The organism is Erwinia magellanica (assembly GCF_039023495.1).
Taxonomy (GTDB): domain Bacteria; phylum Pseudomonadota; class Gammaproteobacteria; order Enterobacterales; family Enterobacteriaceae; genus Erwinia.
This window is the reverse complement of record NZ_JBCHVC010000004.1, coordinates 23,340-40,442: the sequence shown is the minus strand read 5'-3', so window position 1 is coordinate 40,442 and position 17,103 is coordinate 23,340. Positions and strand designations below refer to the sequence as shown.

General features: G+C 50.5%; 29 protein-coding genes. 28 read left to right on the top strand and 1 reads right to left on the bottom strand.

Going from position 1 to position 17,103, the window contains the following annotated elements:
- The first annotated feature begins 28 nt into the window (after nucleotides 1-28).
- On the top strand, nucleotides 29-583 hold the full coding sequence (gene slyD, locus AAH450_RS14695; RefSeq protein WP_342910863.1) for a peptidylprolyl isomerase: 555 nt from the start codon (nucleotides 29-31) through the stop codon (nucleotides 581-583).
- A 70-nt stretch (nucleotides 584-653) separates the two neighbouring features.
- Here slyD and AAH450_RS14690 read toward each other — a convergent pair whose 3' ends face one another.
- Nucleotides 654-872, bottom strand: a complete 219-nt coding sequence (locus AAH450_RS14690) for a SlyX family protein (protein ID WP_034895544.1) — start codon at nucleotides 870-872, stop codon at nucleotides 654-656.
- A 276-nt stretch (nucleotides 873-1,148) separates the two neighbouring features.
- On the opposite strand from AAH450_RS14690, the gene fkpA reads away from it, so the two are divergent.
- The 27 genes from fkpA to rpsH all read left to right on the top strand — a co-directional run bounded on the left by fkpA (nucleotide 1,149) and on the right by rpsH (nucleotide 17,098).
- Nucleotides 1,149-1,982 (top strand): FKBP-type peptidyl-prolyl cis-trans isomerase, encoded by an 834-nt coding sequence (gene fkpA / locus AAH450_RS14685; RefSeq protein WP_342910862.1) that lies wholly within the window; start codon nucleotides 1,149-1,151, stop codon nucleotides 1,980-1,982.
- A gap of 195 nt (nucleotides 1,983-2,177) precedes the next feature.
- Nucleotides 2,178-2,900 (top strand): helix-turn-helix transcriptional regulator, encoded by a 723-nt coding sequence (locus AAH450_RS14680; protein WP_318789378.1) that lies wholly within the window; start codon nucleotides 2,178-2,180, stop codon nucleotides 2,898-2,900.
- Complete coding sequence (gene tusD / locus AAH450_RS14675) at nucleotides 2,900-3,286, top strand: sulfurtransferase complex subunit TusD (protein ID WP_342910861.1); 387 nt, start codon at nucleotides 2,900-2,902, stop codon at nucleotides 3,284-3,286. The genes AAH450_RS14680 and tusD overlap by 1 nt, the downstream gene beginning before the upstream one ends.
- The gene (gene tusC / locus AAH450_RS14670) at nucleotides 3,286-3,645 is read left to right on the top strand and encodes a sulfurtransferase complex subunit TusC (protein WP_342910860.1); all 360 of its coding nucleotides are present in this window, start codon (nucleotides 3,286-3,288) and stop codon (nucleotides 3,643-3,645) included. The genes tusD and tusC overlap by 1 nt, the downstream gene beginning before the upstream one ends.
- A 7-nt stretch (nucleotides 3,646-3,652) precedes the next feature.
- Nucleotides 3,653-3,940 carry a sulfurtransferase complex subunit TusB gene (gene tusB, locus AAH450_RS14665; RefSeq protein ID WP_342910859.1) on the top strand — a complete coding sequence of 96 codons (288 nt, stop codon included), beginning with the start codon at nucleotides 3,653-3,655 and terminating at the stop codon, nucleotides 3,938-3,940.
- Nucleotides 3,941-4,065: 125 nt separating this feature from the next.
- A complete protein-coding gene (gene rpsL, locus AAH450_RS14660) occupies nucleotides 4,066-4,440 on the top strand; it encodes a 30S ribosomal protein S12 (RefSeq protein WP_013204141.1) in 375 nt (124 codons plus the stop codon).
- Between the two features lie 96 nt (nucleotides 4,441-4,536).
- On the top strand, nucleotides 4,537-5,007 hold the full coding sequence (gene rpsG, locus AAH450_RS14655; protein WP_008457106.1) for a 30S ribosomal protein S7: 471 nt from the start codon (nucleotides 4,537-4,539) through the stop codon (nucleotides 5,005-5,007).
- A 93-nt stretch (nucleotides 5,008-5,100) separates the two neighbouring features.
- Entirely contained in the window at nucleotides 5,101-7,215 is a 2,115-nt protein-coding gene (gene fusA / locus AAH450_RS14650; RefSeq protein ID WP_318789382.1) for an elongation factor G, read from the top strand.
- Between the two features lie 70 nt (nucleotides 7,216-7,285).
- Nucleotides 7,286-8,470 carry an elongation factor Tu gene (gene tuf / locus AAH450_RS14645; protein ID WP_306209981.1) on the top strand — a complete coding sequence of 395 codons (1,185 nt, stop codon included), beginning with the start codon at nucleotides 7,286-7,288 and terminating at the stop codon, nucleotides 8,468-8,470.
- A 167-nt stretch (nucleotides 8,471-8,637) separates the two neighbouring features.
- A complete protein-coding gene (gene bfd / locus AAH450_RS14640) occupies nucleotides 8,638-8,832 on the top strand; it encodes a bacterioferritin-associated ferredoxin (RefSeq protein ID WP_318792274.1) in 195 nt (64 codons plus the stop codon).
- An 84-nt stretch (nucleotides 8,833-8,916) separates the two neighbouring features.
- Nucleotides 8,917-9,393: a bacterioferritin gene (gene bfr, locus AAH450_RS14635; RefSeq protein WP_342910858.1), complete on the top strand. Its 477-nt coding sequence runs from the start codon at nucleotides 8,917-8,919 to the stop codon at nucleotides 9,391-9,393.
- Between the two features lie 334 nt (nucleotides 9,394-9,727).
- A complete protein-coding gene (gene rpsJ, locus AAH450_RS14630; RefSeq protein WP_001181005.1) occupies nucleotides 9,728-10,039 on the top strand; it encodes a 30S ribosomal protein S10 in 312 nt (103 codons plus the stop codon).
- Nucleotides 10,040-10,071: 32 nt separating this feature from the next.
- A complete protein-coding gene (rplC, locus tag AAH450_RS14625; RefSeq protein WP_318792276.1) occupies nucleotides 10,072-10,701 on the top strand; it encodes a 50S ribosomal protein L3 in 630 nt (209 codons plus the stop codon).
- A 10-nt stretch (nucleotides 10,702-10,711) separates the two neighbouring features.
- Entirely contained in the window at nucleotides 10,712-11,317 is a 606-nt protein-coding gene (gene rplD, locus AAH450_RS14620) for a 50S ribosomal protein L4 (RefSeq protein WP_306210000.1), read from the top strand.
- Nucleotides 11,314-11,616, top strand: coding sequence for a 50S ribosomal protein L23 (rplW, locus tag AAH450_RS14615; RefSeq protein WP_105595770.1), 303 nt, complete (start codon nucleotides 11,314-11,316; stop codon nucleotides 11,614-11,616). The genes rplD and rplW overlap by 4 nt, the downstream gene beginning before the upstream one ends.
- Nucleotides 11,617-11,633: 17 nt before the next feature.
- Nucleotides 11,634-12,455, top strand: coding sequence for a 50S ribosomal protein L2 (rplB, locus tag AAH450_RS14610; protein WP_306210004.1), 822 nt, complete (start codon nucleotides 11,634-11,636; stop codon nucleotides 12,453-12,455).
- 16 nt (nucleotides 12,456-12,471) lie between these two features.
- Nucleotides 12,472-12,750 carry a 30S ribosomal protein S19 gene (rpsS, locus tag AAH450_RS14605; RefSeq protein ID WP_013204132.1) on the top strand — a complete coding sequence of 93 codons (279 nt, stop codon included), beginning with the start codon at nucleotides 12,472-12,474 and terminating at the stop codon, nucleotides 12,748-12,750.
- A gap of 12 nt (nucleotides 12,751-12,762) precedes the next feature.
- Complete coding sequence (gene rplV, locus AAH450_RS14600; protein WP_013204131.1) at nucleotides 12,763-13,095, top strand: 50S ribosomal protein L22; 333 nt, start codon at nucleotides 12,763-12,765, stop codon at nucleotides 13,093-13,095.
- A 17-nt stretch (nucleotides 13,096-13,112) separates the two neighbouring features.
- The gene (rpsC, locus tag AAH450_RS14595) at nucleotides 13,113-13,811 is read left to right on the top strand and encodes a 30S ribosomal protein S3 (RefSeq protein WP_306210007.1); all 699 of its coding nucleotides are present in this window, start codon (nucleotides 13,113-13,115) and stop codon (nucleotides 13,809-13,811) included.
- 12 nt (nucleotides 13,812-13,823) lie between these two features.
- Nucleotides 13,824-14,234 carry a 50S ribosomal protein L16 gene (gene rplP, locus AAH450_RS14590; protein ID WP_002438716.1) on the top strand — a complete coding sequence of 137 codons (411 nt, stop codon included), beginning with the start codon at nucleotides 13,824-13,826 and terminating at the stop codon, nucleotides 14,232-14,234.
- The gene (gene rpmC / locus AAH450_RS14585) at nucleotides 14,234-14,425 is read left to right on the top strand and encodes a 50S ribosomal protein L29 (protein WP_013204129.1); all 192 of its coding nucleotides are present in this window, start codon (nucleotides 14,234-14,236) and stop codon (nucleotides 14,423-14,425) included. Before rplP ends, rpmC begins: the two co-directional genes overlap by 1 nt.
- Nucleotides 14,425-14,679: a 30S ribosomal protein S17 gene (rpsQ, locus tag AAH450_RS14580; protein WP_306210012.1), complete on the top strand. Its 255-nt coding sequence runs from the start codon at nucleotides 14,425-14,427 to the stop codon at nucleotides 14,677-14,679. Before rpmC ends, rpsQ begins: the two co-directional genes overlap by 1 nt.
- A gap of 426 nt (nucleotides 14,680-15,105) precedes the next feature.
- Complete coding sequence (gene rplN, locus AAH450_RS14575) at nucleotides 15,106-15,477, top strand: 50S ribosomal protein L14 (RefSeq protein WP_015960712.1); 372 nt, start codon at nucleotides 15,106-15,108, stop codon at nucleotides 15,475-15,477.
- Between the two features lie 10 nt (nucleotides 15,478-15,487).
- The gene (gene rplX / locus AAH450_RS14570) at nucleotides 15,488-15,802 is read left to right on the top strand and encodes a 50S ribosomal protein L24 (protein WP_020322770.1); all 315 of its coding nucleotides are present in this window, start codon (nucleotides 15,488-15,490) and stop codon (nucleotides 15,800-15,802) included.
- A gap of 14 nt (nucleotides 15,803-15,816) precedes the next feature.
- Nucleotides 15,817-16,356: a 50S ribosomal protein L5 gene (gene rplE / locus AAH450_RS14565; protein ID WP_306210017.1), complete on the top strand. Its 540-nt coding sequence runs from the start codon at nucleotides 15,817-15,819 to the stop codon at nucleotides 16,354-16,356.
- Between the two features lie 13 nt (nucleotides 16,357-16,369).
- Complete coding sequence (gene rpsN, locus AAH450_RS14560) at nucleotides 16,370-16,675, top strand: 30S ribosomal protein S14 (protein WP_048917631.1); 306 nt, start codon at nucleotides 16,370-16,372, stop codon at nucleotides 16,673-16,675.
- Nucleotides 16,676-16,705: 30 nt separating this feature from the next.
- Nucleotides 16,706-17,098: a 30S ribosomal protein S8 gene (gene rpsH / locus AAH450_RS14555; RefSeq protein WP_342910857.1), complete on the top strand. Its 393-nt coding sequence runs from the start codon at nucleotides 16,706-16,708 to the stop codon at nucleotides 17,096-17,098.
- Nucleotides 17,099-17,103 lie beyond the last annotated feature (5 nt).

Below are 17,103 nucleotides of genomic sequence, written 5' to 3'. Positions count from 1 at the left end.
TCAACGTTCTCAACGGTTAGGAGTAATCATGAAAGTAGCTAAAGACCTGGTGGTCAGCCTGGCATACCAGGTACGTACAGAAGACGGCGTGTTGGTCGATGAGTCTCCGGTGAGCGCACCGCTGGACTACCTGCACGGTCATGGTTCCCTGATCACAGGCCTGGAAAAAGCCCTGGAAGACCATGAAGCGGGTGACAAGTTTGAAGTTCACATCGCTGCCAATGACGCATACGGTCAGTATGACGACAATCTGGTACAGCGCGTTCCGAAAGATGTTTTCATGGGTGTTGATGAGTTGCAGGTTGGCATGCGCTTCCTGGCAGAAACCGATCAAGGCCCGGTGCCGGTCGAAATCACCGAAGTGGAAGATGAGCACGTTGTGGTTGATGGTAACCACATGCTGGCGGGACAGGATCTGAACTTCAACGTTGAAGTGGTTGCTGTACGTGAAGCGACGGCGGAAGAACTGGCCCATGGCCATGTTCACGGTGAAGACGGTCATCATCACGACCATGACCACGATCACGACCATGATCATGGTAAAGGCGGTTGCGGTACTGGCGGCTGCGGTTGCAGTCACTAAGCGTCTGCCCTGACGTAAAAGGCCACCTTCGGGTGGCCTTTTTGCTTTTTGCCGCCAGCCCGCTCAGGCTTTAGTAATGAGGCGGGGGCGTCTCTTCAGATTGCGAGGCGATCATCGACGGGGCCGCAGATTTAAGCTTATCGGTCAGCAGGCGCATCTGCTCGCGCAGACGGGCCATCTCCAGCTCATGATGAATCACAGTTTGGTTAAGCTCCTCAAGGGTATGTTCCTGAAAAGCCAGCCGGCTTTCCAGCATCTCCATTCGCTCTTCAAACAATGACTGTTGCATACGCTTTCCTCTTGTTACTGCGCTGGCCGTTATGCTGGCCGGATGCGCTGATTCTAACGGGAAAGCGCAGGCTGAAATAGAGAATTCAGGTAAATTTTGGCCTGGCAGTTGAAAAAGCGCTTCGGTGCCTGCATCTCTGTGTTGAAACTTTCGCGAAGGAACGAGGTCGGAAGTTAACTTAGTTTTCATTGCGGGAATTTTCTCGCGCACAGTTATAGTACAGGCTCTGCCTGTAAACGATTTCCGAGGTGTGAGGCTTCGGTTTTGGAGAAATGGATGAAATCACTGTTTAAAGTCACACTGTTAGCCACCACCATGGCCGTTGCGCTGAATGCGCCACTGGCAATGTCCGCCGAAACCACGCCGGCCGCTGCGGCTCAGCAGGCACCACAGCAAGCTCCGAAGAACGCAGCCTTCAAAAATGATGACCAGCAGTCCGCCTATGCGCTGGGTGCCTCACTGGGCCGTTACATGGAAAACTCGTTGAAAGAGCAAGAGAAGCTGGGCATCAAGCTGGATAAAGATCAGCTGATCTCCGGTGTTCAGGACGCTTTTGCTGGCAAGAGCAAACTCTCTGATCAGGAAATCGAACAGACTCTGCAATCCTTTGAAGCCCGTGTGAAAGGCGCTGCGCAGGCGAAGATGGAAAAAGACGCGAAAGAGAACACCGAAAAGGGTGAAGCCTTTACCGCTAAATTCGCTAAAGAAAAAGGCGTGAAGAAAACCGAGTCTGGCCTGCTTTATCAGGTTGAGAAAGAAGGAACTGGTGATGCGCCAAAAGACAGCGATACCGTTGTAGTGAACTACAAAGGCACGCTGATTGACGGCACCGAGTTCGATAATTCCTACACGCGCGGTGAACCGCTCTCTTTCCGTCTGGACGGTGTGATCCCAGGCTGGACCGAGGGTCTCAAGCATGTGAAGAAAGGCGGTAAGATCAAACTGGTTATTCCACCACAGTTGGCTTACGGTAAAAACGGCGTTCCGGGTATTCCGGCTAACTCCACCCTGGTCTTTGATGTTGAGCTGCTCGACATTAAGCCAGCTGCTAAAGCCGACGCGAATGCGCCAGCACCGGCAGAAGCCCCAGCGGCAACGCAGGCTAAATAATCTCTTAACCGCCACATCCCGTGTGGCGGTTTGCTTTTCTGCTGCTGCTTTTCCAGTTTATGCGCTCTCCTGCATTTCATGACAAAGGTCAGGACAGGCGTTTCTGATATTTGATAGACTGTCCCTCATGCATTTTCATCAGAACGAGTCTGCCCTTGTGCCGTGCGACAGGCTCTTTAAAAGGGTGGTGTCTTAATGTCTGGTTCAATTTTTACCGGTGATGTGGCCGATCTGGAATTACTGGAACAGCATCCCTTCGCGCAAACTGACTTTGATATCCTTAAATCCTACGAAGCCGTGGTCGACGGGCTGGCGATGCTGATCGGTTCACACTGTGAAATCGTGCTGCACTCGCTGGAAGATTTAAAGTGCTCGGCGGTCAGAATTGCCAATGGTGAGCACACGGGTCGAAAAATTGGCTCCCCCATTACCGATCTGGCATTGCGGATGCTGCATGATATGACCGATGCAGACAGCAACGTCTCCAAAGCCTATTTTACCCGTGCGAAAAGTGGCGTGCTGATGAAGTCGGTAACGATTGCCATCCGTAACGGTGAGCAGCGCGTGATTGGTCTGCTCTGCATCAACATGAATCTGGATGTGCCTTTCTCGCAGATTATGGCCACGTTTATGCCGCCGGAAACGCAGGATGCGGCCTCCTCGGTAAACTTCGCCAGCTCGGTTGACGACCTGGTGATGCAAACGCTGGAGTTCACCATTGAAGAGGTGAGCGGCGATCGCAATGTCTCTAACAATGCTAAAAACCGGCAGATTGTGCTTAACCTGTATGAAAAGGGGATCTTTGATATCAAAGATGCCATTAACCAGGTAGCTGAACGGCTTAATATCTCTAAGCACACCGTTTATCTCTATATCCGTCAGTTCAAAAGTGGTGATTTCCAGGGGCAGGAGCGCTGATGCGTTACGCTTTGCTGGTCACCGGGCCGGCCTATGGTACGCAGCATGCCAGCAGCGCTTACCTTTTTGCTCAGGCACTGCTGGCGGCAGGGCATGAGCTGGAAAGCGTATTTTTCTATCGGGAAGGGGTGCTGAATGCCAGCGAGCTGATCTCCCCTGCCAGCGATGAGTTTGATTTAAGCCAGGCGTGGCAACAGTTACATCGGGAGCAGGGCATCAAACTCAATATCTGTGTCGCGGCGGCATTGCGCAGAGGGATTACCGACAGGCAGGAAACCGATAATCTGAATCTGCCGGGAGCCAATCTGGCAGAAGGATTTCAGCTGGCCGGGTTAGGCGCTCTGGCTGAAGCCGCATTAACCTGTGAACGTCTGGTGCAGTTCTGATGAACCGCGTCGCCTTTATATTTACCCAGCCGCCGCACGGGAGCAGTGCCGGAAGGGAAGGGCTGGATGCGGTAATGGCTATGTCGGCATTAAGCGAAGAGGTGGCGCTGTTTTTCGTGAGCGACGGTGTCTTCCAGCTGCTGAAGGGGCAGGAGCCTGAACAGATTCTGGCGAGAAATTACATCGCTACCTTTGGCGTGCTGCCTCTGTATGACCTTGAACATTTTTACGTCTGTTCAGCTTCGCTTGCCGAAAGGGGAATAAGCGCCGATCGGGTAGCCGTGCTGCCCGCTGAAGTTTTAGCCCCTGAAGCACTTCGCGCAGCGCTGGAAAAGTACGATCGGATCATTACGTTTTGAGGACGCTATGCTGCATACCCTGGTAAATTCCCCTTATCGCTGTGATTTTAACGCGATGGTGAGATTTTTTTCTGCCGGTGACGATCTGCTGCTTTTACAGGATGGCGTTATTGCGGCCCTTACAGGCAGCCGCCCCCTTGAAATCCTGTTATCTGCCCCTATATCACTGTATGTGTTACAGGAAGATATTGTCGCGCGCGGGCTTTCTGCTCAAATTTCAACCAGCGCGACCACAGTAAGCTATACTGATTTCGTCGCGCTGACGGTAAAAAATCCGCAACAAATGACCTGGTGATGCACGATATCCTGGTTATTTCTTGACACCTTTTCTGCTCAGCCCTAAAATTCCGCGTCCTCGTTATACCACGAGGCGATTTATCACGTGTTTACGAAGCAAAAGCAAATCCCAGGAGCTATTTAATGGCAACAGTTAACCAGCTGGTTCGCAAACCACGCGCACGCAAAGTTGCAAAGAGCAACGTGCCTGCGCTGGAAGCCTGCCCGCAGAAACGTGGTGTATGTACTCGCGTATATACTACTACTCCTAAAAAACCGAACTCCGCACTGCGTAAAGTATGTCGTGTTCGTTTAACCAACGGTTTTGAAGTTACCTCCTATATCGGCGGTGAAGGTCATAACCTACAGGAACACTCCGTGATCCTGATCCGTGGCGGTCGTGTTAAAGACTTGCCAGGTGTGCGTTACCACACCGTTCGTGGCGCGCTGGACTGCTCAGGTGTTAAAGACCGTAAGCAGTCACGCTCCAAGTACGGCGTGAAGAAGCCAAAGGCTTAATGGTTCTCCGTTAAGTAAGGCCAAACGTTTTATCTTAAATGTCATAATAAACTCCTAGAGTTTTGGACAATCCTGAATTAACAACGGAGTATTTCCATGCCACGTCGTCGCGTAATTGGCCAGCGTAAAATTCTGCCGGATCCTAAGTTCGGATCAGAGCTGCTGGCTAAATTTGTAAATATCCTGATGGTAGATGGTAAAAAATCTACTGCTGAATCAATCGTCTATACCGCGCTTGAGACCCTGGCTCAGCGTTCAGGTAAAAACGAACTGGAAGCATTCGAAGTAGCCCTGGACAACGTCCGCCCAACCGTGGAAGTTAAATCCCGTCGCGTTGGTGGCTCTACTTATCAGGTACCAGTTGAAGTCCGTCCGGTTCGTCGTAATGCTCTGGCAATGCGTTGGATCGTTGAAGCTGCTCGTAAACGCGGTGATAAATCTATGGCTCTGCGCCTGGCGAACGAACTTTCTGATGCTGCAGAGAACAAAGGTACTGCAGTTAAGAAACGTGAAGACGTTCACCGTATGGCCGAAGCCAACAAGGCGTTCGCTCACTACCGCTGGTAACAGCTCTGTAGTTGTTATAAACCCAGCGGGCGTCCCAGTGACTCACCTGCTGGGCTTTTTTAACTTAGAACGTCTAAGAATCAGAGGAATCAAATGGCTCGTAAAACACCCATTGAGCGCTACCGTAACATTGGTATCAGCGCACACATCGACGCCGGTAAGACCACTACTACCGAGCGCGTTCTGTTTTACACCGGTGTAAACCACAAAATCGGTGAAGTTCATGATGGCGCGGCCACCATGGACTGGATGGAGCAGGAACAGGAACGTGGTATCACCATCACTTCCGCTGCGACCACTTGTTACTGGTCTGGTATGGCTAAGCAGTTTGAGCCACACCACGTAAATATCATCGACACCCCAGGACACGTTGACTTCACCATTGAAGTTGAGCGTTCTATGCGTGTGCTTGATGGCGCAGTAATGGTTTACTGTGCAGTTGGCGGTGTTCAGCCACAGTCTGAGACCGTATGGCGTCAGGCTAACAAATATAAAGTTCCACGCATCGCGTTCGTTAACAAAATGGACCGCATGGGTGCTAACTTCCTGAAAGTTGTTGACCAGATGGAAAAGCGCCTGGGTGCAAACCCGGTGCCATTGCAGCTGGCTATCGGCGCAGAAGAGAAATTCACCGGTGTTGTTGACCTGGTGAAAATGAAAGCTATCAACTGGAACGATGCCGATCAGGGCGTGACCTTCGTTTACGAAGAGATCCCAGCTGATATGCAGGAACTGGCCGAAGAATGGCGCGGCAAGCTGGTTGAAGCCGCAGCTGAAGGTTCTGACGAGCTGATGGAGAAATTCTTTGGTGGCGAAGAGCTGACTGAAGAAGAGATCAAAACGTCACTGCGTAAGCGCGTTCTGAACAGCGAAATCATCCTGGTTACCTGTGGTTCTGCATTCAAGAACAAAGGTGTTCAGGCGATGCTGGATGCGGTTGTTGAGTATCTTCCAGCTCCGACTGACGTTACCGCGATCAACGGTATGTTAGACGACGGTAAAGACACTCCGGCTGTTCGTCACTCAGACGACAAAGAGCCGTTTGCTGCGCTGGCGTTCAAAATCGCTACCGACCCGTTTGTAGGTAACCTGACCTTCTTCCGCGTTTACTCTGGCGTCGTGAACTCAGGTGATACCGTGTACAACCCGGTTAAGTCTGCACGTGAGCGTCTGGGCCGTATCGTTCAGATGCACGCCAACAAACGTGAAGAGATTAAAGAAGTTCGCGCAGGCGACATCGCTGCGGCTATCGGTCTGAAAGACGTGACTACTGGTGACACCCTGTGTGACCCAGAAAACGTTATCATTCTGGAGCGCATGGAGTTCCCTGAGCCGGTAATCTCGATCGCTGTTGAACCAAAAACCAAAGCTGACCAGGAAAAAATGGGTCTGGCTCTGGGTCGTCTGGCGAAAGAAGATCCATCATTCCGCGTATGGACTGATGAAGAAACTAACCAGACCATTATCGCCGGTATGGGTGAGCTGCACCTCGATATCATCGTTGACCGCATGAAGCGTGAATTCAACGTTGAAGCGAACGTCGGTAAACCTCAGGTTGCTTACCGTGAAGCGATTCGCGCGAAAGTTACCGATATCGAAGGTAAACACGCCAAGCAGTCTGGTGGTCGTGGTCAGTACGGTCATGTTGTTATCGACATGTACCCACTGGAGCCGGGCGTTAACCCTAAAGGTTACGAGTTTGTCAACGACATCAAAGGTGGTGTGATTCCTGGTGAATACATCCCTGCGGTGGACAAAGGTATCCAGGAGCAGCTGAAATCAGGTCCTCTGGCTGGTTATCCAGTGGTTGATCTGGGCGTTCGTCTGCACTTCGGTTCATACCATGACGTTGACTCCTCTGAGCTGGCGTTTAAACTGGCGGCTTCTATCGCGTTCAAAGACGGCTTTAAGAAAGCGAGCCCGGTTCTGCTTGAGCCAATCATGAAGGTTGAAGTAGAGACTCCTGAAGAGAATACCGGTGACGTTATCGGTGACCTTAGCCGTCGTCGTGGTATGCTCAAAGGACAGGAATCTAACGCTACTGGCGTTCAGATTCACGCTGAAGTTCCGCTGTCTGAAATGTTCGGATACGCGACTCAGTTGCGTTCTCTGACTAAAGGCCGTGCTTCATACTCCATGGAGTTCCTGAAGTATGATGATGCGCCGAATAACGTCGCTCAGGCCGTTATTGAAGCTCGTAGCAAATAAGCTACAGTTTTAAAATATTGATCCTATGCTCTCACCAAAGGGTGAGAGCATTAAAGTAAGGAATATCGTCGTGGCTAAAGAGAAATTTGAACGTAACAAACCGCACGTCAACGTTGGTACCATCGGACACGTTGACCACGGTAAAACTACCCTGACTGCTGCTATCACCACCGTTCTGGCTAAAACCTACGGCGGTTCTGCTCGTGCATTCGACCAGATCGATAACGCACCAGAAGAAAAAGCACGTGGTATCACCATCAACACTTCACACGTTGAATATGACACCCCGTCTCGCCACTATGCGCACGTTGACTGCCCAGGCCACGCCGACTATGTGAAAAACATGATCACCGGTGCTGCGCAGATGGACGGTGCAATTCTGGTTGTTGCTGCAACTGACGGCCCAATGCCTCAGACCCGTGAACACATCCTGCTGGGTCGCCAGGTTGGCGTTCCTTACATCATCGTGTTCCTGAACAAGTGCGACATGGTTGATGATGAAGAGCTGCTGGAACTGGTAGAAATGGAAGTACGTGACCTGCTGTCACAGTACGACTTCCCAGGCGACGACACGCCAATCGTTCACGGTTCTGCTCTGAAAGCGCTGGAAGGCGACGCTGAGTGGGAAGCTAAAATCATTGAGCTGGCTGGCCACCTGGATAACTACATCCCGGAACCAGAGCGCGCAATCGACAAGCCATTCCTGCTGCCTATCGAAGACGTCTTCTCTATCTCCGGCCGTGGTACAGTTGTTACCGGTCGTGTAGAGCGCGGTATCGTTAAAGTTGGTGAAGAAGTTGAGATCGTTGGTATCAAAGATACCGTGAAATCAACCTGTACCGGCGTTGAAATGTTCCGTAAGCTGCTGGACGAAGGTCGTGCAGGCGAGAACTGTGGTGTTCTGCTGCGTGGTATCAAGCGCGAAGACATCCAGCGTGGCCAGGTTCTGGCTAAGCCAGGCACCATCAAGCCACACACCAAGTTCGAGTCAGAAGTTTATATTCTGTCTAAAGACGAAGGCGGCCGTCATACTCCGTTCTTCAAAGGCTACCGTCCTCAGTTCTACTTCCGTACAACTGACGTGACCGGTACCATCGAACTGCCAGAAGGCGTTGAAATGGTCATGCCTGGTGACAACATCAAAATGGTTGTTACCCTGATCCACCCAATCGCGATGGATGACGGTCTGCGTTTCGCAATCCGTGAAGGCGGCCGTACTGTTGGTGCGGGCGTTGTTGCTAAAGTTATCGCTTAATCGCTGATAATTTGAAATGGCGGGGCGCGCCTCCGCCATAGCAAATAAAAAGAGCACTTCGGTGCTCTTTTTTTATGCCTGCAATTTAGCCGACAGGCAGCAGTCAGCATTGTAATAAAAACTATTCGCATTTACACTAAGGAGAGAAAATAGACTGGAGTAGCGAAATGTACGTCTGTTTGTGTAATGCCGTCAGTGATAAAACTATCCGTGCAGTGGTTCGCCGTTACCAGCCCAAATCGATACAGCAACTTCGTCAACTGGTTCCGGTTGGCAAGCAGTGTGGCAAATGCATCCGTGCCGCGCGTGAAATTATGGACCAGGAGCTACAGCACGTTCCGCAATACAAAGAGATTGCCTGATAATCTCCCTGCAATTTGTCATGCTTTTTTGACTTCCTTCAATCCGCATCTACGATCTAATGAACTGGAAGCGGAGGAAACAACATGAAGGGCGATATAAAAATCATAAGTCATCTCAACAAATTGCTTGGAAATGAGTTAGTTGCTGTTAATCAGTATTTCCTGCACGCGCGGATGTTCAAAAACTGGGGACTGATGCGCTTAAACGATATCGAATACCATGAGTCTATCGATGAGATGAAGCATGCGGACAAGTACATAGAACGCATACTTTTTCTGGAAGGCATTCCCAATCTACAGGATCTTGGCAGATTGCGTATCGGGGAAGATGTGGAAGAGATGCTGAAGTCAGATTTGCAGCTTGAACTGGAAGGAGCAAGAGATCTTCGGGAAGCGATTGCCTACGCAGACAAGGTTCATGACTATGTCAGCCGGGATATGATGATTACCATTCTGGAAGATGAAGAGCATCATATCGATTTTCTGGAAACAGAACTCGACCTGATAAGCAAAATTGGCATCCAGAATTATCTTCAGTCACAAATTCAGGTAGAACAGTAGTCCGGGACAGAAAGATGGTATTGCATAAATTTACGCCGCTGAAGCAGAGCTTTCAGCGGCGTTACTGTTTCTGAACCCGACTGATACTTTCTCATCCTCGCCCGCCTTATTCACTCATCCCAATAAACAGGTTGCTTTATGTGCTCAGGCACGTATAATTCGCGGGCTTGTCAGAAATGACGGCCCGGTTCAATCTGAACCGCAGGCGAGCAATCCGCTCACCTGACAATACTCCCAATAGGGGAGTTATGTGCAGACGATTACACTCTCCCATCAATCGTAATGGGTATGAGTAGTAATCTTTTCGTTTATAAATAATTGGAGCTCTGGTCTCATGCAGAACCAAAGAATCCGTATCCGTCTTAAAGCGTTTGATCATCGTCTGATTGATCAATCAACTGCGGAAATCGTTGAGACTGCCAAGCGCACTGGTGCGCAGGTACGTGGTCCCATCCCGCTGCCGACCCGCAAAGAGCGTTTTACCGTTCTGATCTCTCCGCACGTCAATAAAGATGCGCGCGATCAGTACGAAATTCGTACTCACAAGCGTCTGGTTGACATCGTTGAGCCAACTGAAAAAACGGTTGATGCTCTGATGCGTCTGGATCTGGCTGCAGGTGTAGACGTGCAGATCAGCCTGGGTTAATCAGGTCATTGAGCGATTGAGAGGTTGAAACAATGATTGGTTTAGTCGGTAAAAAAGTGGGCATGACTCGTATCTTCACAGAAGATGGCGTTTCTATCCCAGTAACCGTGATTGAAATTGAAGCAAACCGCGTAACTCAGGTTAAGAGCCTGGAAAACGACGGCTACACTGCTATCCAGGTAACTGCCGGTGCTAAAAAAGCTAACCGTGTAACTAAGCCTGAAGCAGGCCATTTTGCTAAAGCTGGCGTTGAAGCTGGCCGTGGTCTGTGGGAATTCCGTACCGCTGAAGGCGCAGAGTTCACTGTAGGTCAGAGCATTAACGTTGATATTTTCGCTGACGTGAAAAAAGTTGACGTGACTGGTACATCTAAAGGTAAAGGTTTTGCCGGTACTGTTAAGCGCTGGAACTTCCGTACTCAGGATGCTACTCACGGTAACTCCTTGTCTCACCGCGTTCCGGGTTCTATCGGTCAGAACCAGACTCCGGGCAAAGTGTTCAAAGGCAAGAAAATGGCAGGCCAGCTGGGTAATGAGCGCGTAACCGTTCAGAGCCTGGACGTAGTACGCGTTGACGCTGAGCGCAACCTGCTGCTGGTTAAAGGTGCAGTTCCCGGTGCTACCGGTAGCGACCTGATCGTTAAACCAGCTGTGAAGGCGTAAGGGGATAGCAATGGAATTAGTATTGAAAGACGCGCAAAGCGCGCTGACTGTTTCCGAAACTACCTTCGGTCGTGATTTCAACGAAGCGCTGGTACATCAGGTTGTTGTTGCTTATGCAGCAGGTGCCCGTCAAGGTACCCGTGCTCAGAAGACCCGTGCTGAAGTTACTGGTTCCGGCAAAAAGCCGTGGCGCCAGAAAGGTACCGGCCGTGCGCGTGCAGGTTCTGTAAAGAGCCCAATCTGGCGTTCCGGTGGTGTATCCTTCGCTGCAAAGCCGCAGGACCACAGTCAAAAAGTTAACAAAAAGATGTACCGCGGCGCGCTGAAAAGCATCCTGTCCGAACTGGTACGTCAAGATCGTCTGATCGTTGTCGAGCAGTTCTCTATTGAAGCGCCTAAAACTAAGCTGCTGGTAGAGAAACTGAAAGACATGGCTCTGGAAGACGTGCTGATCATCACTGGCGAACTGGAAGAGAACCTGTTCCTGGCCGCTCGCAACCTGTACAAGGTTGACGTACGTGATGCAGCGGGTATCGACCCAGTTAGCCTGATCGCCTTCGACAAAGTCGTTATGACTGCTGACGCAGTTAAGCAAGTTGAGGAGATGCTGGCATGATCCGTGAAGAACGTCTGCTGAAAGTACTGCGCGCGCCGCACGTATCTGAAAAAGCGTCTGCTGCGATGGAAAAAACCAACACCATCGTTCTCAAAGTTGCTAAAGACGCGACCAAAGCAGAAATCAAAGCCGCTGTACAGAAGCTTTTCGAAGTGGAAGTAGAGGTCGTTAACACCCTGGTAGTTAAAGGGAAAGTTAAACGTTCCGGACAGCGTATTGGTCGTCGTAACGACTGGAAAAAAGCTTACGTCACCCTGAAAGAAGGCCAGAATCTGGACTTCGTCGGCGGCGCTGAGTAAGTCGGAGGAGAAGAACAATGGCAGTTGTTAAGTGTAAACCGACATCTCCGGGTCGTCGCCATGTAGTTAAAGTGGTGAATGCGGAGCTGCACAAGGGCAAACCATTCGCCCCGCTGGTAGAAAAAAACAGCAAATCCGGTGGCCGTAATAACAATGGTCGCATCACTACCCGTCATATCGGTGGTGGTCACAAGCAGGCTTACCGTATTATTGACTTCAAACGCAATAAAGATGGTATCCCGGCAACCGTTGAACGTCTTGAGTACGATCCGAACCGCTCTGCGAACATCGCACTGGTTCTGTACAAAGATGGCGAGCGCCGTTACATCCTGGCCCCTAAAGGCCTGAAAGCTGGCGACCAGATTCAGTCTGGCGTTGATGCTGCGATCAAAGCAGGTAACACCCTGCCTATGCGTAACATCCCAGTGGGTTCTACCGTGCATAACGTAGAAATGAAACCAGGCAAAGGCGGACAGATTGCTCGCTCAGCTGGTGCTTACGTGCAGATCGTTGCGCGTGAAGGTTCCTACGTCACCCTGCGTCTGCGTTCAGGTGAAATGCGTAAAGTCGAAATCGACTGCCGCGCAACCCTGGGCGAAGTCGGTAACGCTGAGCATATGCTTCGCGTTCTGGGTAAAGCCGGTGCTGCTCGTTGGCGTGGTGTTCGTCCTACCGTTCGCGGTACTGCGATGAACCCAGTCGACCACCCACACGGTGGTGGTGAAGGTCGTAACTTTGGTAAGCACCCGGTAACCCCGTGGGGCGTTCAGACCAAAGGTAAGAAGACCCGCAGCAACAAGCGTACTGATAAATTTATCGTACGTCGCCGTAGCAAATAATTTTAGAGGATAAGCCATGCCACGTTCTCTCAAGAAAGGTCCTTTTATTGACCTGCACTTGCTGAAGAAGGTAGAGAAAGCGGTGGAAAGCGGAGACAAGAAGCCTTTGCGCACCTGGTCCCGTCGTTCAACGATCTTCCCTAACATGATCGGTTTGACCATCGCTGTCCATAATGGTCGTCAGCACGTTCCTGTCTTTGTTTCCGACGAAATGGTCGGCCACAAACTGGGTGAATTTGCACCGACTCGTACTTATCGCGGCCACACGGCTGATAAGAAAGCCAAGAAACGCTAACAGGAGGAAGAGATGGAAACTATCGCTAAACATCGCCACGCTCGTTCTTCTGCTCAGAAGGTTCGCCTGGTAGCAGATCTTGTACGCGGTAAGAACGTGTCGCAGGCTCTGGACATTTTGACCTACACCAATAAGAAAGCGGCTGTACTGGTCAAGAAGGTTCTGGAATCTGCCATTGCTAACGCCGAGCACAACGATGGCGCTGACATTGATGATCTGAAAGTTACGAAGATCTTCGTAGACGAAGGCCCAAGCATGAAGCGCATTATGCCTCGTGCAAAAGGTCGTGCAGATCGCATCCTGAAGCGCACCAGCCACATTACTGTGGTTGTGTCCGATCGCTGAGACTCTGGAGACTAGCAATGGGTCAGAAAGTACATCCTAATGGTATTCGCCTGGGTATTGTTAAACCCTGGAACTCTACCTGGTTCGCCAATACCAAAGAATTCGCTGACAACCTGGACAGCGACTTTAAAGTACGTCAGTTCCTGACTAAAGAACTGGCTAAAGCGTCTGTATCTCGTATCGTTATCGAGCGTCCAGCTAAGAGCATCCGTGTGACTATTCACACTGCTCGCCCTGGTATCGTTATCGGTAAGAAAGGCGAAGACGTAGAAAAACTGCGCAAGGTCGTAGCGGATATCGCTGGCGTTCCTGCACAGATCAATATCGCTGAAGTCCGTAAGCCGGAACTGGACGCTAAATTGGTTGCTGACAGCATCACTTCACAGCTGGAGCGTCGTGTGATGTTCCGTCGTGCTATGAAGCGTGCTGTACAGAACGCAATGCGTCTGGGCGCTAAAGGGATCAAAGTTGAAGTTAGTGGCCGTCTGGGCGGTGCTGAAATCGCGCGTACCGAATGGTACCGTGAAGGCCGCGTGCCGTTGCACACCCTGCGTGCTGACATTGACTACAACACCTCTGAAGCGCACACCACTTATGGTGTAATCGGCGTTAAGGTATGGATCTTCAAAGGTGAGATCCTGGGTGGTATGGCTGCTGTTGAACAACCGGAACCGGCTGCTCAACCTAAAAAGCAGCAGCGTAAAAGCCGTAAGTAAGGAGAGTCGCTGATGTTACAACCAAAGCGTACAAAATTCCGTAAAGTGCATAAAGGCCGCAACCGTGGTCTGGCGCAGGGCACGGATGTTAGCTTCGGTACTTTCGGTTTGAAAGCTGTTGGCCGTGGTCGTCTGACCGCTCGTCAGATCGAAGCAGCACGTCGTGCTATGACCCGTGCAGTTAAGCGTCAAGGTAAAATTTGGATCCGTGTATTCCCGGACAAACCAATTACCGAGAAGCCGCTGGAAGTGCGTATGGGTAAAGGTAAAGGTAACGTGGAGTATTGGGTTGCCTTGATCCAGCCGGGTAAAGTCCTGTATGAAATGGACGGCGTTCCGGAAGAGCTTGCCCGTGAAGCATTCAAGCTGGCAGCAGCAAAACTGCCTATCAAAACCACCTTTGTAACTAAGACGGTGATGTAATGAAAGCAACTGAGCTGCGTGAAAAAAGCGTTGAAGAGCTGAACACTGAGCTGCTAAACCTGCTGCGTGAGCAGTTTAACCTGCGCATGCAGGCGGCATCCGGCCAGCTGCAACAGTCTCATCTGTTGAAGCAAGTGCGTCGTGATGTTGCACGCGTTAAGACTTTACTGACTGAGAAGGCGGGTGCGTAATGACCGATAAAATCCGTACTCTGCAAGGTCGTGTGACTAGTGACAAAATGGAGAAATCCATGACCGTTGCTATCGAACGTTTTGTGAAACACCCTATCTACGGTAAATTCATCAAGCGTACGACTAAACTGCACGTACATGACGAGAACAACGAATGCGGTATCGGCGACGTGGTTGAAATCCGCGAATGCCGTCCGCTGTCCAAGACTAAGTCCTGGACTCTGGTTCGCGTTATCGAGAAAGCTATCATGTAATCGGGCCTCAAGCCCGCTACAGGTTAGCGAAATTGCCATCGGCAGGTTTCCTGCCGGTTGCATCTCTGAAGGAATATCCGGTGTCTTCCGACCCCGGATATTTTTTTTGCTTTTTTTTCTGGCCTGCTTACCCAGCGATTTTGAGTGAGAAGAGTGATGAACAGCCTTTGTCTGGCGCACTTTTACCGCCGCAGGGAGCTTTGACAGCATTATCCTCAGGGCAGAAGGGTATATAAGGTTGAATCAGGCTGCGGGGATGTGTAGAATGCTGCGCTCGCCTGATTTATCAAGTATCCCCATTAGTGTGTTTTTTTCTCTATCCATAATTTGGAAGCGGTGTTATAATGCTGCGCCCTCATTTGTGGGGTTTTATATACGACCTGATCAAGGTCCCGAAGTAGTAGTTGACATAAGCGGAGCACTGAAATGATCCAAGAACAGACTATGCTGACCGTCGCCGACAACTCCGGTGCACGTCGCGTAATGTGTATCAAGGTTCTGGGTGGCTCGCACCGTCGCTATGCAGGCGTAGGCGATATCATCAAAATTACCATCAAGGAAGCAATTCCTCGCGGTAAGGTTAAGAAAGGTGATGTGCTGAAAGCGGTAGTGGTGCGCACCAGGAAGGGTGTTCGTCGCCCGGACGGTTCTGTCATTCGCTTCGATGGCAATGCATGCGTTATTTTAAATAATAACAGTGAGCAGCCAATCGGTACGCGTATTTTTGGGCCGGTAACTCGTGAACTTCGTACTGAAAAGTTCATGAAAATTATCTCTCTGGCACCAGAAGTACTCTAAGGAGCGAAAAATGGCAGCTAAAATCCGTCGCGATGACGAAGTTATCGTGCTGACCGGCAAAGATAAAGGTAAGCGCGGTAAAGTTAAAAATGTCCTGTCTTCTGGCAAGGTCATTGTTGAAGGTATCAACCTGGTTAAGAAACATCAGAAGCCGGTTCCGGCCCTGAACCAACCAGGTGGCATCGTTGAAAAAGAAGCTGCTATTCAGGTTTCTAACGTTGCGCTTTACAACACTGCCACCGGTAAGGCTGACCGTGTAGGCTTTAGATTCGAAGACGGCAAAAAAGTCCGTTTCTTCAAGTCTAACAGCGAAACTATCAAGTAATTTGGAGTAGTACGATGGCGAAACTGCATGATTACTACAAAGACGAAGTAGTTAAACAACTCATGACTGAGTTTAACTACATTTCTGTCATGCAAGTCCCTCGGGTCGAGAAGATCACCCTGAACATGGGTGTTGGTGAAGCGATCGCTGATAAGAAACTGCTGGATAACGCAGCAGCTGACTTAGCAGCAATCTCCGGTCAAAAGCCGTTTATCACCAAAGCACGCAAATCAGTTGCAGGCTTCAAAATCCGTCAGGGCTATCCGATCGGCTGTAAAGTGACTCTGCGTGGTGAACGCATGTGGGAGTTCTTTGAGCGTCTGATTTCTATTGCTGTTCCACGTATTCGTGACTTCCGTGGCTTGTCCGCTAAGTCTTTCGATGGTCGTGGTAACTACAGCATGGGCGTTCGTGAGCAGATCATCTTCCCAGAGATCGACTATGACAAAGTCGACCGCGTTCGTGGTTTGGATATCACCATTACCACTACTGCGAAATCTGATGATGAAGGCCGCGCACTGTTGGCTGCTTTTAACTTCCCGTTCCGCAAGTAAGGCAGGGTTACTGATGGCTAAGCAATCGATGAAAGCACGCGAAGTCGTTCGCGTGAAACTGGCTGACAAGTACCGCGCTAAACGCGAGGAACTGAAAGCTATCATTTCTAGTGTGAACTCATCCGACGAAGAACGTTGGAATGCTGTTCTCAAGCTGCAAACTCTGCCGCGTGATTCCAGCCCGTCTCGTCAGCGTAAGCGCTGCCGCCAAACTGGCCGTCCACATGGTTATGTGGGCAAATTCGGGTTGAGCCGCATCAAGTTACGTGAAGCCGCCATGCGCGGTGAAGTACCAGGCTTGAAAAAGGCTAGCTGGTAATTACCAATTGAATCACGGGAGTAAATACAGATGAGCATGCAAGATCCGATCGCGGATATGCTGACCCGTATCCGTAACGGTCAAGCCGCGAACAAAGTTGCGGTGACCATGCCTTCCTCCAAGCTGAAATTGGCTATTGCCAAGCTGCTGAAGGAAGAAGGATATATCGAAGAATTTAAAGTCGAAGGCGACACCAAGCCAGAACTGGAACTGACTCTTAAGTATTTCCAGGGCAAGGCTGTGGTAGAAAGCATTCAGCGTGTTAGTCGTCCAGGTCTGCGCATCTACAAACGCAAAGACGAACTGCCAAAAGTTATGGCAGGACTGGGTATCGCTGTTGTTTCTACCTCTAAAGGTGTTATGACCGATCGTGCAGCGCGCCAGGCTGGTCTTGGTGGCGAAATTATCTGCTACGTAGCTTAAGGAGG

What these genes read in the sequence shown, in the direction of transcription:
- slyD (WP_342910863.1), top strand. Translation starts at nt 29, where the DNA reads ATGAAAGTAGCTAAAGACCTGGTGGTCAGCCTGGCATACCAGGTACGT.
- AAH450_RS14690 (WP_034895544.1), bottom strand. Translation starts at nt 872, where the DNA reads ATGCAACAGTCATTGTTTGAAGAGCGAATGGAGATGCTGGAAAGCCGG.
- fkpA (WP_342910862.1), top strand. Translation starts at nt 1,149, where the DNA reads ATGAAATCACTGTTTAAAGTCACACTGTTAGCCACCACCATGGCCGTT.
- AAH450_RS14680 (WP_318789378.1), top strand. Translation starts at nt 2,178, where the DNA reads ATGTCTGGTTCAATTTTTACCGGTGATGTGGCCGATCTGGAATTACTG.
- tusD (WP_342910861.1), top strand. Translation starts at nt 2,900, where the DNA reads ATGCGTTACGCTTTGCTGGTCACCGGGCCGGCCTATGGTACGCAGCAT.
- tusC (WP_342910860.1), top strand. Translation starts at nt 3,286, where the DNA reads ATGAACCGCGTCGCCTTTATATTTACCCAGCCGCCGCACGGGAGCAGT.
- tusB (WP_342910859.1), top strand. Translation starts at nt 3,653, where the DNA reads ATGCTGCATACCCTGGTAAATTCCCCTTATCGCTGTGATTTTAACGCG.
- rpsL (WP_013204141.1), top strand. Translation starts at nt 4,066, where the DNA reads ATGGCAACAGTTAACCAGCTGGTTCGCAAACCACGCGCACGCAAAGTT.
- rpsG (WP_008457106.1), top strand. Translation starts at nt 4,537, where the DNA reads ATGCCACGTCGTCGCGTAATTGGCCAGCGTAAAATTCTGCCGGATCCT.
- fusA (WP_318789382.1), top strand. Translation starts at nt 5,101, where the DNA reads ATGGCTCGTAAAACACCCATTGAGCGCTACCGTAACATTGGTATCAGC.
- bfd (WP_318792274.1), top strand. Translation starts at nt 8,638, where the DNA reads ATGTACGTCTGTTTGTGTAATGCCGTCAGTGATAAAACTATCCGTGCA.
- bfr (WP_342910858.1), top strand. Translation starts at nt 8,917, where the DNA reads ATGAAGGGCGATATAAAAATCATAAGTCATCTCAACAAATTGCTTGGA.
- rpsJ (WP_001181005.1), top strand. Translation starts at nt 9,728, where the DNA reads ATGCAGAACCAAAGAATCCGTATCCGTCTTAAAGCGTTTGATCATCGT.
- rplC (WP_318792276.1), top strand. Translation starts at nt 10,072, where the DNA reads ATGATTGGTTTAGTCGGTAAAAAAGTGGGCATGACTCGTATCTTCACA.
- rplD (WP_306210000.1), top strand. Translation starts at nt 10,712, where the DNA reads ATGGAATTAGTATTGAAAGACGCGCAAAGCGCGCTGACTGTTTCCGAA.
- rplW (WP_105595770.1), top strand. Translation starts at nt 11,314, where the DNA reads ATGATCCGTGAAGAACGTCTGCTGAAAGTACTGCGCGCGCCGCACGTA.
- rplB (WP_306210004.1), top strand. Translation starts at nt 11,634, where the DNA reads ATGGCAGTTGTTAAGTGTAAACCGACATCTCCGGGTCGTCGCCATGTA.
- rpsS (WP_013204132.1), top strand. Translation starts at nt 12,472, where the DNA reads ATGCCACGTTCTCTCAAGAAAGGTCCTTTTATTGACCTGCACTTGCTG.
- rplV (WP_013204131.1), top strand. Translation starts at nt 12,763, where the DNA reads ATGGAAACTATCGCTAAACATCGCCACGCTCGTTCTTCTGCTCAGAAG.
- rpsC (WP_306210007.1), top strand. Translation starts at nt 13,113, where the DNA reads ATGGGTCAGAAAGTACATCCTAATGGTATTCGCCTGGGTATTGTTAAA.
- rplP (WP_002438716.1), top strand. Translation starts at nt 13,824, where the DNA reads ATGTTACAACCAAAGCGTACAAAATTCCGTAAAGTGCATAAAGGCCGC.
- rpmC (WP_013204129.1), top strand. Translation starts at nt 14,234, where the DNA reads ATGAAAGCAACTGAGCTGCGTGAAAAAAGCGTTGAAGAGCTGAACACT.
- rpsQ (WP_306210012.1), top strand. Translation starts at nt 14,425, where the DNA reads ATGACCGATAAAATCCGTACTCTGCAAGGTCGTGTGACTAGTGACAAA.
- rplN (WP_015960712.1), top strand. Translation starts at nt 15,106, where the DNA reads ATGATCCAAGAACAGACTATGCTGACCGTCGCCGACAACTCCGGTGCA.
- rplX (WP_020322770.1), top strand. Translation starts at nt 15,488, where the DNA reads ATGGCAGCTAAAATCCGTCGCGATGACGAAGTTATCGTGCTGACCGGC.
- rplE (WP_306210017.1), top strand. Translation starts at nt 15,817, where the DNA reads ATGGCGAAACTGCATGATTACTACAAAGACGAAGTAGTTAAACAACTC.
- rpsN (WP_048917631.1), top strand. Translation starts at nt 16,370, where the DNA reads ATGGCTAAGCAATCGATGAAAGCACGCGAAGTCGTTCGCGTGAAACTG.
- rpsH (WP_342910857.1), top strand. Translation starts at nt 16,706, where the DNA reads ATGAGCATGCAAGATCCGATCGCGGATATGCTGACCCGTATCCGTAAC.